This window comes from Mesorhizobium sp. 131-3-5, assembly GCF_016756575.1.
Lineage (GTDB): Bacteria > Pseudomonadota > Alphaproteobacteria > Rhizobiales > Rhizobiaceae > Mesorhizobium > Mesorhizobium jarvisii.
The window spans coordinates 1468606-1482520 of sequence record NZ_AP023254.1 but is presented as its reverse complement, the minus strand read 5'-3'; the positions used below and the strand labels follow the sequence as shown (position 1 = coordinate 1482520).

Annotated in this window: 13 protein-coding genes; 7 read left to right on the top strand and 6 right to left on the bottom strand. The window is 63.4% G+C overall.

Features of this window, described 5'->3' with window-relative positions; translation table 11 throughout:
• Positions 1-28: 28 nt before the first annotated feature.
• Entirely contained in the window at positions 29-337 is a 309-nt protein-coding gene (locus tag JG747_RS07295; protein WP_027047464.1) for a hypothetical protein, read from the bottom strand.
• A 201-nt stretch (positions 338-538) separates the two neighbouring features.
• Here JG747_RS07295 and JG747_RS07290 point away from each other — a divergent pair, with 201 nt between their 5' ends.
• Positions 539-706, top strand: a complete 168-nt coding sequence (locus JG747_RS07290) for a hypothetical protein (protein ID WP_019861555.1) — start codon at positions 539-541, stop codon at positions 704-706.
• A 67-nt stretch (positions 707-773) separates the two neighbouring features.
• On the opposite strand, the gene JG747_RS07285 is transcribed toward JG747_RS07290, so the two are convergent.
• On the bottom strand, positions 774-1475 hold the full coding sequence (locus JG747_RS07285) for a response regulator transcription factor (RefSeq protein WP_019861556.1): 702 nt from the start codon (positions 1473-1475) through the stop codon (positions 774-776).
• 45 nt (positions 1476-1520) lie between these two features.
• On the opposite strand from JG747_RS07285, the gene JG747_RS07280 reads away from it, so the two are divergent.
• Together JG747_RS07280 and JG747_RS07275 are read left to right on the top strand one after the other, a co-directional pair.
• Positions 1521-2294: a response regulator gene (locus JG747_RS07280; protein ID WP_171880411.1), complete on the top strand. Its 774-nt coding sequence runs from the start codon at positions 1521-1523 to the stop codon at positions 2292-2294.
• A 92-nt stretch (positions 2295-2386) separates the two neighbouring features.
• Complete coding sequence (locus tag JG747_RS07275; RefSeq protein ID WP_020629058.1) at positions 2387-4474, top strand: ATP-binding protein; 2088 nt, start codon at positions 2387-2389, stop codon at positions 4472-4474.
• A gap of 118 nt (positions 4475-4592) precedes the next feature.
• On the opposite strand, the gene JG747_RS07270 is transcribed toward JG747_RS07275, so the two are convergent.
• Positions 4593-5003: a hypothetical protein gene (locus tag JG747_RS07270; RefSeq protein WP_019861559.1), complete on the bottom strand. Its 411-nt coding sequence runs from the start codon at positions 5001-5003 to the stop codon at positions 4593-4595.
• 494 nt (positions 5004-5497) lie between these two features.
• Between JG747_RS07270 and JG747_RS07265 the strand changes: the two genes are divergently transcribed.
• Entirely contained in the window at positions 5498-6700 is a 1203-nt protein-coding gene (locus JG747_RS07265; protein ID WP_202361463.1) for an aromatic ring-hydroxylating oxygenase subunit alpha, read from the top strand.
• A 37-nt stretch (positions 6701-6737) separates the two neighbouring features.
• Here JG747_RS07265 and JG747_RS07260 read toward each other — a convergent pair whose 3' ends face one another.
• Positions 6738-8156 carry an aminotransferase gene (locus JG747_RS07260; RefSeq protein WP_202361462.1) on the bottom strand — a complete coding sequence of 473 codons (1419 nt, stop codon included), beginning with the start codon at positions 8154-8156 and terminating at the stop codon, positions 6738-6740.
• A 350-nt stretch (positions 8157-8506) separates the two neighbouring features.
• Between JG747_RS07260 and JG747_RS07255 the strand changes: the two genes are divergently transcribed.
• The 3 genes from JG747_RS07255 (at position 8507) to JG747_RS07245 (ending at position 11383) form a co-directional block, all read left to right on the top strand.
• Positions 8507-9424, top strand: a complete 918-nt coding sequence (locus JG747_RS07255) for an ABC transporter permease (protein ID WP_032931941.1) — start codon at positions 8507-8509, stop codon at positions 9422-9424.
• On the top strand, positions 9421-10242 hold the full coding sequence (locus JG747_RS07250; protein WP_202361461.1) for an ABC transporter permease: 822 nt from the start codon (positions 9421-9423) through the stop codon (positions 10240-10242). The genes JG747_RS07255 and JG747_RS07250 overlap by 4 nt, the downstream gene beginning before the upstream one ends.
• A 67-nt stretch (positions 10243-10309) precedes the next feature.
• Positions 10310-11383, top strand: coding sequence for an ABC transporter ATP-binding protein (locus JG747_RS07245; RefSeq protein ID WP_019861565.1), 1074 nt, complete (start codon positions 10310-10312; stop codon positions 11381-11383).
• On the opposite strand, the gene JG747_RS07240 is transcribed toward JG747_RS07245, so the two are convergent.
• Together JG747_RS07240 and JG747_RS07235 are read right to left on the bottom strand one after the other, a co-directional pair.
• A complete protein-coding gene (locus tag JG747_RS07240; protein WP_038650072.1) occupies positions 11347-12657 on the bottom strand; it encodes a flavin monoamine oxidase family protein in 1311 nt (436 codons plus the stop codon). The two genes, JG747_RS07245 and JG747_RS07240, sit on opposite strands and share 37 nt — an antisense overlap.
• On the bottom strand, positions 12654-13730 hold the full coding sequence (locus tag JG747_RS07235) for an extracellular solute-binding protein (protein ID WP_038650075.1): 1077 nt from the start codon (positions 13728-13730) through the stop codon (positions 12654-12656). The genes JG747_RS07240 and JG747_RS07235 overlap by 4 nt, the downstream gene beginning before the upstream one ends.
• Positions 13731-13915 lie beyond the last annotated feature (185 nt).

Here is a 13915-nt window from a genome sequence, read left to right as displayed (position 1 = left end):
CCCCGCAAAACGAAAGTTCGAATTGCCTCTATATGAAAGATCGATGGGCAATCTCGAAACCAATCGGCAACAAAGCGCGGCTTCGGGCGGCATGATCCGGATACGGGCTGACCGCAAGGTTGACGTAACGAAAGCAGACGGCAACGACCATGGGAACGAAAACGAACACGCGATCCTGGCTCTTCAGGATCAGCATCGCAGCAGCAGTCATAGGCGGTGTCGGCACGGTTGCCGGCGGCTCCGAGGCAAGGCTGGCGGCGATGAGTTCGAGCGAGATTTCTACCCTGCACGTCGCCCTGTTTTCCGCCTCGGTCTGGATTGTTTCCAGCCTGCGCATCACCCGACTCAAGGCCCTCTGGCGGGTTGGCCTTCGGTTGCTGGCATTGCGCGGCCCCTCCGGCAACTTGCTGCCGCGAGGACCGAAGGCCCGCGCCGCAGCGGGGGGCTCCGTGAGCGGCGCGGGCACTTCGGGAGTTTCCTGAAGCGACCCGCGACATACTCATTTTTGAAGAATTGGCATTTCTGGGGAGTTGGAACGATGAAGACGAAATTCGCCGCCTCTGTGCTTTCCGCACTGCTCTATGCGCAGGGCCTGCTTGGCTTTGCCGCCCTGGCCACCGTGCTCCTCAAGGAGCGGGCCCACGCAAACGGACTCGTCGTGAGCAGCGACATGCCATCGGGTCCGTCGCTGCTGGTGGTGCGCTGAACCGCAGGAGCATCGGCAGGAGGAAAATCCGATGCTCAGCCAGAAAGATAGCCCGCGTACGCTGCCCTCAGTCGGTGAATTGCTGCGGCGGATCGAACCGGTAGCCCGCGCCACGTATGGTGGTGATGGTCTCTGTGTCGAGCTTGCGGCGCAGCCGCACGATGCGCGAATCGATCGAACGATCGAAGGCGTCGGCATTCTCGGCCGGTGCCGCGGCGATGATGTCGTCACGCGTCAGCACCTTGCGGGGGCTCGCCAGGAACAGCCTGAGCAGCGCCACCTGGCCGGGCGAAAGCTGTTCCTCCGTACCGGACCGGTGCATGACGATGGCCGATCTCAGATCGACGGTCGCGTTCTCCAGCACGATCAGTTCCTGCGTGCCCCTGCCACGACGCGACAGCAGGCCGCCGACCCTGGCGGCAAGCTCCCTGACATTGAGCGGGCTTTCGACGACGTCGGCCGCACCCAGTTCGAGCGCCAGCACCTTGTCGACGAGATCGGACGGCCGGCAGATCAGGATGAAATCGGGTCCGTCCCGGCCACCCTCGCCTTGGCCGCCATAACGCCTGAGCAGATCCCGCCCTTCCGCCTGGCTGAGACTGTCACCGACGACAACGACATCGATGCCTCCGCCCGCCAGCAGCGATTCCGCCTCCCAGGGCTGTCGCGCCTGCCGCACATCATGGCCACGCCGGTCGAGATGGTCGGCAAGTTCGGTCGCGACCACGTCGGCGACGGAAACAAGCGCAATAACCGCTCGTGCAGCCATGTTTTTCAACCGTTCCCTTGCAACCGGATATGAGTGCTGGACATGATGTTTATACCCAATCTACTTTCCACTGAAAGTGGGAGCGAGAGCATCGTGCGGGCAAGAATAGTGATCGTCGAGGACGAGCCCGACCTGAGGGACGCGGTTGCCGAGTATCTCGGCGCCGCCGGCTATGATGTGGCGACCGCTGAAACCGCAGCCGCCGCGCGCAGCCTGATCGAGACCCAAGCCTTTCATCTGGCCATTCTCGACATCGCCATGCCCGGCGAGGACGGGCTGTCGCTCGGCCGCTGGCTGCGCTCGAGAATGCCGATCGGCATCATCTACGCCACCGCCGCCGGCACGGCGCTCGACCGCATCGTCGGGCTGGAGCTCGGCGCCGACGACTATATCGTCAAGCCATACGAACTGCGCGAAGTGCTGGCGAGGGTGCGCAGCGTGCTGCGCCGCGTTCCGCAGCCGACGGAACTGCTCGACAGGAAGACCAGGACGGACCGCCGTTCCGTCGCCTTCGGCCCGTTCCAGGCCGATCTTGACGGCAGGCTGGTCACCGGCGCCAATGGCACAGTGATCGACATGGCCAAGAGCGAATTCGATGTGCTGGAGGTTTTCCTGACCCGCGCCAACCGGCTGCTGACCCGCGCCGCGATCTCGGAGGCAATCGGCTTCACCGAGGATCCGGAATCATCGCGCGCCGTCGACATTCGCATCATGCGCCTGCGCAAGAAGATCGAGGCGGATCCGGCCAACCCGAAATTTCTGCGCACGGTGCGCGGCGAAGGCTATATCTTCTCGCTGCCGACCGGCGACAGCAACTGAGCGCCAGGCCCACAGGGTCTCAGGTTCACAGCCGTTGCTCGCCGATCGAATTGGGCCGATCGGATAGGCATACTTTAGAACAACGGCTGAAAATGACGGGCGAAGCAACAAGCAGGGATATGCAGGGTTTCAGGCAGGGCGCTGCGATGGCGGCCGTGCGCGTCGTTCGCCGGCTGCGCGAGGCCGGCGACTGGCAGCGCGAGATGGACGGCATACTGGAAACCCTTTGCCGGGCCATCGAATGCCAGCGCGGCATCCTGTTCCGCTTGCGCGAACTGCCGGGCCAGGGTTTTGCCCAGTCGGTTGCCGCCTACTGGATCGACCCCGACTTTGGCGGAGAACTGGCCTCGCCGACCGTGATCATGCAGTCGATCGTCAATTCGGACCCCCTGCTGGAGCGCGTCGCCGAGGACGAACGGCAGGGCAAGATCTTTGCCGGGCACACGCGCAATCTCGAAGGGTTCCTGAGAACCGATTTCGAAAAGCAGAACATCAAGTCGTTCCTGTCGGTGTCGGTCTTCGCCCATGGCCATCTATGGGGCACGCTCGCCGTCAATGACTGCGTCGACGAGCGCGAGTGGACCGACGAGGAGGAGGCGACGCTGCACATCATCGCGCTCGCCATCGGCGACGCCATCGAGCACTCGCCCTCCGACGCCCATGCCAGCGAAGTGATCCGCCGCACCATGCTGCAGGCTTCGCTCGACGCCATCATCGTCATCGACGAGGCGGGCTCGATCATCGAATTCAATCCTGCCGCCGAAAAGATGTTCGGCTTCCAGCGCAGCGACATCCTCGGCAAGGACCTGCTCGACACCGTCGTGCCGGAATACTACCGCAAGGGCTATTCCTCGGGTGCCGACTACATGTCGGGCCGCGGCGCGCCGATGGTCGGCCAGCGGCTCGAGACCGTGACGCAGAATGCCGCCGGCGAGGTGTTTCCTATCGAGCTGACGGCGACCGAGATGCGCGTCGCCGACCGCCGCCTGATCTTCGGCTCGATCCGCGACCTGCGCGACAGGCTGCGTGCCGAGGAAGAGATCAACCGGCAGCGCGAGAAGCTGCACCAGAACGAGAAGATGGCGGCGATGGGCTCGCTGCTTGCCGGTGTTTCGCACGAGCTCAACAATCCCCTGGCGGTGGTGGTCGCGCAATCGACGCTGTTGCACGAATTCGCCTCCGACCCGCAGACCAAGGTTCGTGCCGAGAAGGTGCGTGCCGCCGCCGAGCGCTGCGGCCGCATCGTCAAGAGCTTCCTGTCGATGGTCCGGCTGCATCCCGCGGCCCAGGCCGAGACCGATCTCAACCAGGTGATCCGCGCCGCTCTCGAGGTGACCGCCTATGGCGCACGCTCGAGCGGCATCATCATCGACACCGATTTCGCGCCGGGTCCGCTGCTGGCCATGGCGGACGCCGACCACGTGACGCAAGTGGCGGCCAATTTCCTCATCAACAGCCAGCACGCACTGGCCGGCATTGCCGGCGACCGGCTGATCAAGGTCCGCACCTTCCGCAGCGATCGCGACAATCCCTGCTTCTCGGTCGAGGACAACGGGCCCGGCATTCCCGAAGCGATCCGCAACCGCATCTTCGAATCCTACTTCACCACCAAGCCGGTCGGTGTTGGCACCGGCATCGGCCTGTCGATCTCGAAATCGATCATCGAGCGGCACAATGGCAGTGTCTGGTTCGAGGAAGTGCAGCCTCGAGGCGCGCGTTTCGTTGTCCAGTTGCCGGCCATTTCGGCGGGCATCGCCGCGGCCGGCGAGAGCCAGCCACGCTCAAGCGGCCTGCGTCATGCCTTGATCATCGACGACGAGCCTGATGTCGCGGGCTCCTTGTCCGACATTCTCGAATTGATGGGCATCAAGTCGCGCATCGCGCCGGTCTGGGAATCGGGTGCCGCCACCTTGAGCGGCCACATGCCGCCCGACATCGTCTTTTCGGACCTGCGCATGCCCGGCACATCTGGCATGGCCATCTACCGCGAACTGCTTGCCGAGCGGCCCGAACTGGCACGGCGTTTCGTGCTGGTCACCGGCGATCTGATCGGCGCCAAGGCGGAAATCGAAGCCTTGCCGGCGCAGCAGCGGCCGCAGATCCTGGAAAAGCCGTTCAGCACGCTGGACGTGCGCAGCGTGCTTTCATCCATCGCCGAGCAGGCCGCGTTGAAAGGCTAAAAAAGAAGCTCCCGGCCGACTGTGCGGCGGGAGCTGAATGGAGCGCTGGAGGAGCGCTCGGGGAGGTCAGAGCAGGATCCCGAAAGGGAACGGTTCCGGGATCACGCTTCGACGGAAATCAGAAAATGTTTGGCGTGTTGGTCAGCGGCGCGGCATTGGCGATCATGCGGATCGCGCGGGCCTTGTGCGTCCCGGACTGTTCGGCGATGGCGCGCAGGCAATCGACGCTCTCGGCACCCCATGCCTGCCCCTTGCAGGCGAAGTCGAGCGTCGGCATCGGCAGCCGAGCGGTCTTGATTGTCGTCGGCGCCCCGTCGACCACATTGGCCGGCGGATTCAGCGAGGCGAAGGCCGGCCCGACCGTCGGCGTGAGCGCCATGCCGATGACGGCGCAAGCAGCCAGCCCCATGAACATGGCCATGGGGTGGTCGCTGGCGCATTGGCGTAGCGCCAGTTTCGGGCGGCGATCAACGCGCTCTGGAGCCTGGAGGCGGTGTTCGCTGGTGACGATCTCGATTTTCGCATGCATTGCCTTCCCCTTCGCTGCGTTTCTTTTTGATGATGAAACGAACTTAATCGCACTTTGTAACAGCACAAAATTGGCGTAGCTCTGGCAATGTAACGGAATTGAAACAGCAGTTTCGGGCAAAACCGGGCAAAATCGGTCATTCCGCCTCACACTTAGCGAGCAAGGTAATCCCAGGTCGGCTCCCGCCAGGCAGTCCCAACCCAGGCGCCTGCCGCACAGCGATGGGCCAGAGCGCGGCGAACGTTTTTGCCACCGGCAAGGCGACCTGTTCTGCAGCCCGTGCGCTTTGCGAAGTCACGCTGAAATGGCATTTCGGAAACCGGGGCTAACACCCGGATTCTCCGCGATTTTCTCGCGCAGCAGCCGCATCGAATTCAGCGGAGGACGACGCCTGGACTTTGGCACGAAATCTTTCAAGTTTTCGCAAACCATTGCATTTCAATGCAAAATATGATTTTATTGAATGATTATTCAACAAAAAGAAGAGACGTTTTATGAACCCGCACCTCCGTGACGTGGCGATCCCCAACGATTGGGACCGGCGGGGACTACCGGGCTGGAGTTACCATTCCGATGCCCTTCTCGAGCTCGAGAAGGAGCATGTTTTCCGCAATCATTGGCAGATCGTCGGCCATGTCTGCGACATCCCGAACGCCGGCGACTATCTGACCATGGATGTGGTCGGCGAACGCGCCTTGATCGTGCGCGGCAAGGACGGCGTCGTGCGCGGCTTCAACAATATGTGCCGCCACCGCGGCAGCCGTGTCGTCGCCGACAGCCAGGGCAATTGCAAGAACGCGCTGGTGTGCCCGTTCCATGGCTGGGTCTACAATCTCGACGGCACGCTACGCGGCGCCGCGCGCCCGCGCTCCTTCCCCGATCTCGACAAGACCGAGTTCGGCCTGATGCAGCTCGACCTCGAAGTCTGGATGGGTTTTATCTTCATCCGCTTCCGCAATGGCGGACCGCAGCCTTCGGTCGCTGAGCTGATGAAGCCGATCGAGCCCGAATTCGCGCATTACAAGGCCGCCGGCATGGTGCCGTCCTGGGGCATCTGGACCCAGAGGACGCCGGTCAACTGGAAGTCGGTGCGCGATGTCGACAATGAGGGCTATCACGTCGCCATGGCCCACCCTGCCCTGCAGGATCTTTATGGCGCGACCTATTTCGACGAGCCCTTCATCAATGGCGTGTCGCGCTCCTTCGCCACCTACAATCCGCATGCCGGCCGCCGCTGGAGCGTCAAGAACTACGTCAAGATCGCGCCGGAGCCGGCGCATCTGCCGGACTATCTGAAGAAGGCCTGGGTCTATTACGGCATCTTCCCCAACGCGGTCATTTCGGTGATGCCGGAATCCGTGCAGTTCTATCAGGAGTTTCCGCTGTCGACGGGCGAGACCCTGCTGCGCGGCGCCATCTACCGCTACCGCGACGAAAGCCGCGAACAGGCCGCCGCCCGCTACCTGTCCTTCCGCATCGACCGCGACACCATGTCGGAAGATGTCCAGCTGTCGGTGTGGTCGAACGAATCCATGCTGTCCGAAGCCTTCGAGGGCTTTTATCTCTCCGACCTCGAATATGGCGTGCGCACGCACCACGATCATCTGCGCAAGATGCTGCCGGTGCTGGGCTTGGAGACGGCGCCGGAGGAGAAGGACATGTGGAATTTGAACGACGCGCTGAGGTCGCGGTCGTAGCTCCCTTCTCCCCGTGAAACGGGGAGAAGGGATAATTTTACCCCCGCCACACGCCTTCTTTCCTCAGATCATCCATGGTCCGCGAAATGCCCTCGCGCAAGATGCCGACCATGTCGTCGATCTGTTCGCGCGTGATGATCAGCGGCGGCGACATCACGCACATGTTGATCAGCGGCCGCACCAGCAGGCCGAGCTCATGGCAGTGGGCGTCGATGCGTTTGCCGACATCCTTGTCGAGCTGCAGAGGGTCCTTGCTTTCGCGGTCGGCGACGCATTCGACGCAGCCCATCAGTCCGGCGCCGCGCACCTCGCCGACCAGCGGCAGCTCTTCCAGCGTCTTCAGCTGCGCCTGGAAATAGGGCGCGACGGCGCGCGTGTGCGAAAGCACGCTCTCTTCCAGCAGGTCGAGGTTTTTCAACGCCACGGCGCAGCCGACGGGGTGGCTGGTATAGGTCAGGCCATGGCCGAACATCGCGTCGGGATGGTTCGAACGGCGCAACTCCTGCAGCAGCCGTTCCGAGATGATGACGCCGCCGAGCGGGAAATAGCCCGAGGTGACGCCCTTGGCGAAGGTGATCATGTCGGGATCGATGCCGAACACGTCGCCCGAGGCGAAGATATGGCCAAGCCGGCCGAAGCCCGTCACCACCTCGTCGGAGACATAGAGGATATCGTTGTCGCGGCAGATCTCGCGGATGCGCTTGAGATAGCCGTCCGGCGGGATCACGACACCCCCCGATGCCTGCACGGGCTCGCCGACGAACGCGCCGATCTTGTCGGCGCCGACACGGGCGACAGTGTCGCGGAACTGATCGACGAGGAAGTCGGTGAAGGCGGCAAGGCTCATGCCTTGCGGGCGGCGGAACGGATCGGGCGAGGACAGTTTGATCACCAGCTCGTCGGCGCCGTCCATCCAGTCGCGGTCGCGCGGGCGGCCATTGAGCGAGGCCGACAGATAGGTCGAGCCATGATAGGCGCCGCCGCGCGACAGGATCAGCTTCTTTTCCGGCCGGCCCCGCACATTGTTGTAGAACTGCATGAAGCGCAGCGCCGTCTCCACGGCCGACGAGCCGCCGGTCGTGTAGAAGACATGGCTTAGATCATCAGGCGCATGGCCAGCGATGCGCATGGCAAGTTCGGCCGACGGCGCGTTCATCGTGTACCAGGGCGTGTTGTAGGACAGCGCCATCGCCTGCTCGTACATCACCCTGGCCAGTTCCTCGCGGCGGTGGCCGACATTGACGCACCACATGCCGGCAGGCCCGTCGATCAGCCGCTTGCCGGTGCTGTCGGTGATGTAGATGCCGTCGCCCTCGCCGATCAGCGCGCGGGCTTCCGCACCGACGGAACCGGCATAAGGCCAGGGCTGGATGAGATGGCGCTTGCCCAGTTCAATGGCATCGTCGCCACCGGCCGCCGCCATTTCGGTCGCCTTCAGGTCCCTCACTGCAGCCATTGTCGTCTCCACATCTCTGTCGATTTTTTCTTGAGCTTCAAACTCGGCGGCAAAGGCCGGAAATGGCGGCTTTCTTCACCTAATTTTGAATGTCCGTTCAATCAATATCTCAGAAATAGCGCTTGATTTCAATCCACGGATGCGCGCATGATGAAAGAAAGCCGGCAAGCTAGGAACGCGACCAGCAAAAGTGGTCACCGGTTTTGTTTTCGATCGCGTTCCAGGGATAAGTGGGAACAAACAGCCGGCGTCAGCACAATGGGATGCCGCATGGCGGAACAGTCCAGGCCAGCAACCGAGATCACGCCCGGAGCCCTGCTCCCCGGAGTCTGGCCGCCTGGAGTCTGGCAATGACGGCGGCTGTGGAAGGGTCGCCCCCGTTGCGCATGACGCGGGCCAGACGAAATGCCCTTCTGCAATCCGAACCCGTCCAGGGCTTTGCCCTGATCAGCCCGACCTTTCTCTACGCCCTCATCCTGCTGGTCCTGCCGATCCTGGTGGTCATCGCCCACTCCTTCTGGACGCAGCACTACCTGACCATCGACCGCACCTTCACGCTGGAAAACTACCGCGTGGCGCTGACCGAGCCGATCTACCGCGATCTGTTGTGGCGCTCGCTCTACATCTCGCTGACGGTCAGCCTGTTCACCGTCATCCTCGCCTACCCGATCGCCTATTTCATTTCCTTCCATGGCGGCCGCCACAAGAGCCTGTGGCTGTTCCTCATCACCATTCCGTTCTGGACCAGCTACCTCTTGCGCGTGATGTCGTGGAAGGTCATCCTCGGCTACAATGGCGTCTTGAATTCCGGCCTGATGGGCCTCGGCATCATCGACGAGCCGTCGACGGCGCTACTCTACAATTCGAGCGCCGTCATCATCACCCTCACCCACGCCTGGGCGGCCTTCGCCATCCTGCCGATCTTCGTCTCGCTGGAAAAAGTCGACCGCACGCTGGTCGAGGCAGCCACCGATCTCGGCGATGGTCCCTTGCGTTCATTCCTGCGCGTGACATTGCCGCTGTCGGCGCCGGGCGTCATCTCGGCGGCGCTGATCGTCATGATCCCGACCGTCGGCGACTATGTCACGCCGAAGCTGGTCGGCGGCAAGGACGGCGTCATGATCGCCAACGCCATCCAGGCGCAGTTCGGCAAGGCCGCCAACTGGCCGCTTGGGGCCGCCCTTTCCGTCACCACCATGCTGATCGTCACCCTGATGGCCGGCGCCACGGTGCTGATCATCCGCGCACTGCAGAGGCTGGCACGATGAGGGCGCGGGGCTTCCTGTCAGGCGGCTGGCTGTCCGTCTATGCGTTCCTCTATATCGTCTTCCTTTACCTGCCCGTCATCTTCCTGCCGATCTTCTCGATCAACACGGCGCCGACGCCGAAATTCCCGCTCACCGGCTTCACGCTGCAATGGTATGCGGACCTGCCGCACACACCGGCCCTGCTCGATGCCGCCTGGAACAGCCTGAAAGTCGGCGTCTGCGCCTCGGTTCTGGCCACCGTGCTCGGCATCCTCGCCGCCCGTTCGATCACCCGCTACCGCTATCCCGGGCGCCGCGCCATCAACGGCCTGATCATGGCGCCTCTGGTGCTGCCCGAGGTGATCGTCGCCATCTCGATGCTGCTGGTCATGCTGCAACTAGGCCTCAGCCTCTCCCTGTTCACCGTCGTGCTCGGCCATGTGCTGGTCTGCATTCCCTATTCGATGACGGTGCTGACCTCCGGATTCGAAGGTTTCGACCGCAGCCTGGAGGAAGCCTCCGCCGATCTCGGCGAAAGCGCCTTCGGCACCTTCCGCCGCGTGACGCTGCCGATGGTGGCGCCGGCCATCATCTCCAGCCTGCTCGTCTGCTTCACCCTCTCGCTCGACGAGTTCATCATAGCCTTCTTCCTGACCGGCACCGAAGCGACGCTGCCGATCTACATCTGGGGCCAGTTGCGCTTCGCCTCGAAACTGCCCGGCGTGCTGGCGCTGGGCACGCTGCTTCTGGTTGCCTCCTTCCTGTTGATGACAATAGCCGAAATCCTGCGCCGCCGCGCTGCCAGACGCACCCGGAACGAGGGAGGCCTCTATGCCTGAACAGCCGCAGATCGAGCGCCCTCAATCCGATCGGGCCCAGTCTGACCGAGCCCAATCTGACCGAGCCATGATCGAGATCCGCAACGTCACCCGCAGCTATGGATCGTTCAAGGCGCTGGACGACGCGTCCCTGACCATAAGGGAGGGCGAATTCTTTTCGCTGCTCGGCCCGTCCGGCTGCGGCAAGACCACGCTTTTGCGCATGATCGCCGGCTTCGACAACCCAACCAGCGGATCGATCGCGGTCGGCGGCCAGCCGATGGAAGGCATCCCTGCCAACCGCCGGCCGACCAACATGGTGTTCCAGAGCTACGCGATCTTCCCGCACCTCAATGTCGAGCAGAACGTCGCCTATGGGCTGAAGCGGCTGAAGCTGCAGGGCGGCGAGGAGAAACGCCGCGTCGAGGAGGCGCTGGCGCAGGTCTCTCTGACCGGGCTCGGCAAGCGGCTGGCGACAGAACTGTCCGGCGGCCAGCGCCAGCGTGTGGCGCTCGCCCGCGCGCTGGTCATGCGGCCCAAGGTGCTGCTGCTCGACGAACCGCTGTCGGCGCTCGACAAGAAATTGCGCGAGCAGATGCAGGTCGAGTTGCGCCGCCTGCAGCAGGCCGTCGGCATCACCTTCGTGCTGGTCACCCATGACCAGTATGAGGCGCTCGCAATGTCCGACCGCATCGCGGTGATGTTCGGCGGTAGGATCGCGCAGGTCGCCTCGCCCAAGGAAATCTACCAGCGCCCGGTCAACCGCCAGGTCGCCGACTTCCTCGGCGGCATGAACTTCGTCAAGGCCGAGATCGTCGAGGAGAACGGCGCTTCGCTGATCGTCGACACTCTGGGATTCGGCCGAGTGAAAACCGACAAGCCGAAGGCCTTCGTGCGCAATGGCGGCGCGGCCACGCTGGGAATCCGCCCCGAGCGTCTGCGCGTGCTGTGGGACAATGCGACGGCTAAATTCGAGGTTGCCGGCAAGGTGGTCGAACGCCACTATTTCGGCGAAATCACCCATCTGATCGTCGAGATACCGGGGCTGGAAAAGCCGCTGTCGGTGACCGAGACCAACGATTTCGGCGCCGACGACATTCCCGTCGGCACCCCGATCCGCCTTGCCTACGATCCCGAGGCGCTGGTGGCGATGGGGGATTGAAGCTGCGCCAAGATCTTGCGCGCCGCGATACGCCCGGCGACGATCGCGCCCTCGACATAGCCGGGGAATGACGGCGACAGTTCCGAAGCGCCGAAATGCACCGGCGGCGCACCCGAAAGAATCGTTCGCTCGGCATCCCTCGCCGTCACGTCGACGATGAGGTCGCTATAGGCGCCGCCGCTCCAGCGATCCCCTATCCAGTCGCGTGAGCTGAAATCGACGGCATCGCCGGCATCCGGCCCGAGGGCCTTCTGCAATCGGGTGACCACTTCCACCCGCAGCGCCGCCTCGTCCAGCGCACGCCAGGCGAGCGCCAGCGGCCCGCCGACGAAGACGACGAGCGCGGCATGCTCCGCGTCCCTGCTGGCGTCGCAGGCAAACAGCCCCGGCAGATCGCGCCACATCACCATGCCGCTCAAACCCTGCTCGCGCCAGAATGGCTTGGGATAGCGCACCAGGATCTTGATCACCGCGCCGCTCTCCCAGACGCCAAGCGCCTTCGCGAGTGTCGCCGGCAGGGCCGGCGCGAAAACGAGCTTCGCGGCCGTCGCCGGCGGCAGGGCGACCAGCACCTGACGCGCTTGGATCACGCCATTGCCCGTGACGACACGAACGCCTTGCGACCCGTGCTCGACACGCGTGACCGGTTCGCCAAGCCGCACCCGGTCGCCGAGATCGCCAGCCAGATCCTCGGCCAGCGATTGCATGGTCTCGCGCAGGGAATACTGCAGCTCGGGCACCTCGTTGGTGATGCGCCGGTCATTGTCGATCAGGTGCCAGAGCGGCACCTTGTCCATTGGCAGGCACCACAGGCCTTCGATCATCGAGCGGAAAGCCGTCTTGGCATCGATGGGATCATGCTGTTGTTCCAGCCAGCCCGCGACACTCATGCCGGCAATCGACGGGTCGTCCGGCTCGATGCCGTTCATGCGCTCGCGGATCGCCATCGCGCCGTAATAGGTCTGCTTGGCGTCCTTGGGCTGCATCGACGGATGTGTGGTGAAGTCGCCCTCGACATAGGTTTCGACGAATGTCTTGTCGCGCGCCTTCGCCAGCGCCATCACTTCCGGCATGTCCTCGCACAGGAATTGGCCGCCGCTGTCGATGCGCTCGCCAAGTCCATTCCGAACGGCCTCCACCCGTCCGCCGACACGATCGCGCGCCTCGATCAGCACGAAATCGATGCCAGCCTGCTTCAGCTCAAGCGCCGCCGACAGGCCGGTGAAGCCGGCACCGACGATGACGACGTCGGTTCTTTCCAGTTCGTCCGTCAATAGCCGGCCTTGATCTTCTCGAATTCGTCGACCATGCGCTTCTTCAGTTCGGGCGCGATCGGCTGCTGGAACAGGGTCTTGTCGAGGAACTTGCCGATATCGTCGAAACCGCGCTCGGCCAGCACCTTGTGGTCGATCGCAGCCATGCCGGCGCTGTTGCCATGGCCGTAGCCGAATGTCGTGACCATGTATTTCGAAATGTCGGGCGCATTGACCGCGTTCAGGAAATCATAGGCCTGGTCAAGCTTGCCCGGCGCGTCCTTCATCAGCACGTAGCCGCACACCCAGGTGGACATGCCTTCCTTGGTGTCACGGTTCATGGCGATGGGAACACCTTGCCCGCTCATCGCGATCAGTGTCTGGCCCCAACCCCAGGCAAGGTCGACCTCATTGCCGGAAAAAGCCTGGTCGATATCGCTCGAGTCGGTCCAGTAGAGACGCACGTTCTTGTGCACCTGGCGCAGGAAATCGGACGCCTCCTTGAACTGCGCGTCGGTCATCTTGGTCCAGTCTTTCAGGCCGATGACCAGGCTCGCCAGCGCGTAGGCATCGTCGACATTGTCGCCGATGGTGACGCGACCCTTGAATTTCGGATCGGCCAGGATCCGCAGCGACTGCGCCTCATCGGCCGTTACATTGTCGGTGCGGTAGAGCAGTGCCGTGTTGCCCCAGTCGAACGGCATGAACCAGGCCTTGCCGTCGGGCGTGGTGGCGAGGTTCTTCATCGCCATGATGCCGGGATTGAGGTCTTTCCAGCCCGTGATCTTTGACGTGTCGAGCGGCTGCAGCAGGCCCGCGTCGCGCCACTTCGCCACGCTTTGCGAACAAGGATGCGCGATATCGGTCTCGAAGCCCGCCCGCATCTTCTCGAAGGCTTCGTCCTCGTCGCCGAAGAAGGCGAAGGTCGGCTCGGCGCCGTGTTTGGCGGTATAGGCGGGATGCAGCAGCGGGTCCTCGTAACCGGACCAGTCGAACACCACGAGATCGCCGCCGCCTTCCGCCCAGGCATAGGCCGCGCCGGCGCCGATCGCGCAGGCGGCGGCAAGCGCCAGGCGGCGTAGCATTGGCGTCATGGCGAAATTCCCCCGTTGAAGATTTCGCGCGAGGTTAAGAGAATTCGTGAGATTTGGCGAGCCTGCCAACGTCAGCGCCGCCCCTCATTGTCCTGCCGGACATCTCTCCCCGTACAGTGACGGGGAGAAAGGGGCTGACGGCAGCCTCGGTGCTATTCCTGCAACGCTGGAGATTGGCGAAACCA

Excerpts from the sequence above, each read along its gene's own strand:
- JG747_RS07295 (WP_027047464.1), bottom strand. The coding sequence starts at position 337 with ATGCGCAGGCTGGAAACAATCCAGACCGAGGCGGAAAACAGGGCGACG.
- JG747_RS07275 (WP_020629058.1), top strand. The coding sequence starts at position 2,387 with ATGACGGGCGAAGCAACAAGCAGGGATATGCAGGGTTTCAGGCAGGGC.
- JG747_RS07270 (WP_019861559.1), bottom strand. The coding sequence starts at position 5,003 with ATGCATGCGAAAATCGAGATCGTCACCAGCGAACACCGCCTCCAGGCT.
- JG747_RS07290 (WP_019861555.1), top strand. The coding sequence starts at position 539 with ATGAAGACGAAATTCGCCGCCTCTGTGCTTTCCGCACTGCTCTATGCG.
- JG747_RS07280 (WP_171880411.1), top strand. The coding sequence starts at position 1,521 with ATGTTTATACCCAATCTACTTTCCACTGAAAGTGGGAGCGAGAGCATC.
- JG747_RS07245 (WP_019861565.1), top strand. The coding sequence starts at position 10,310 with ATGATCGAGATCCGCAACGTCACCCGCAGCTATGGATCGTTCAAGGCG.
- JG747_RS07250 (WP_202361461.1), top strand. The coding sequence starts at position 9,421 with ATGAGGGCGCGGGGCTTCCTGTCAGGCGGCTGGCTGTCCGTCTATGCG.
- JG747_RS07260 (WP_202361462.1), bottom strand. The coding sequence starts at position 8,156 with ATGGCTGCAGTGAGGGACCTGAAGGCGACCGAAATGGCGGCGGCCGGT.
- JG747_RS07235 (WP_038650075.1), bottom strand. The coding sequence starts at position 13,730 with ATGACGCCAATGCTACGCCGCCTGGCGCTTGCCGCCGCCTGCGCGATC.
- JG747_RS07285 (WP_019861556.1), bottom strand. The coding sequence starts at position 1,475 with ATGGCTGCACGAGCGGTTATTGCGCTTGTTTCCGTCGCCGACGTGGTC.
- JG747_RS07265 (WP_202361463.1), top strand. The coding sequence starts at position 5,498 with ATGAACCCGCACCTCCGTGACGTGGCGATCCCCAACGATTGGGACCGG.
- JG747_RS07255 (WP_032931941.1), top strand. The coding sequence starts at position 8,507 with ATGACGGCGGCTGTGGAAGGGTCGCCCCCGTTGCGCATGACGCGGGCC.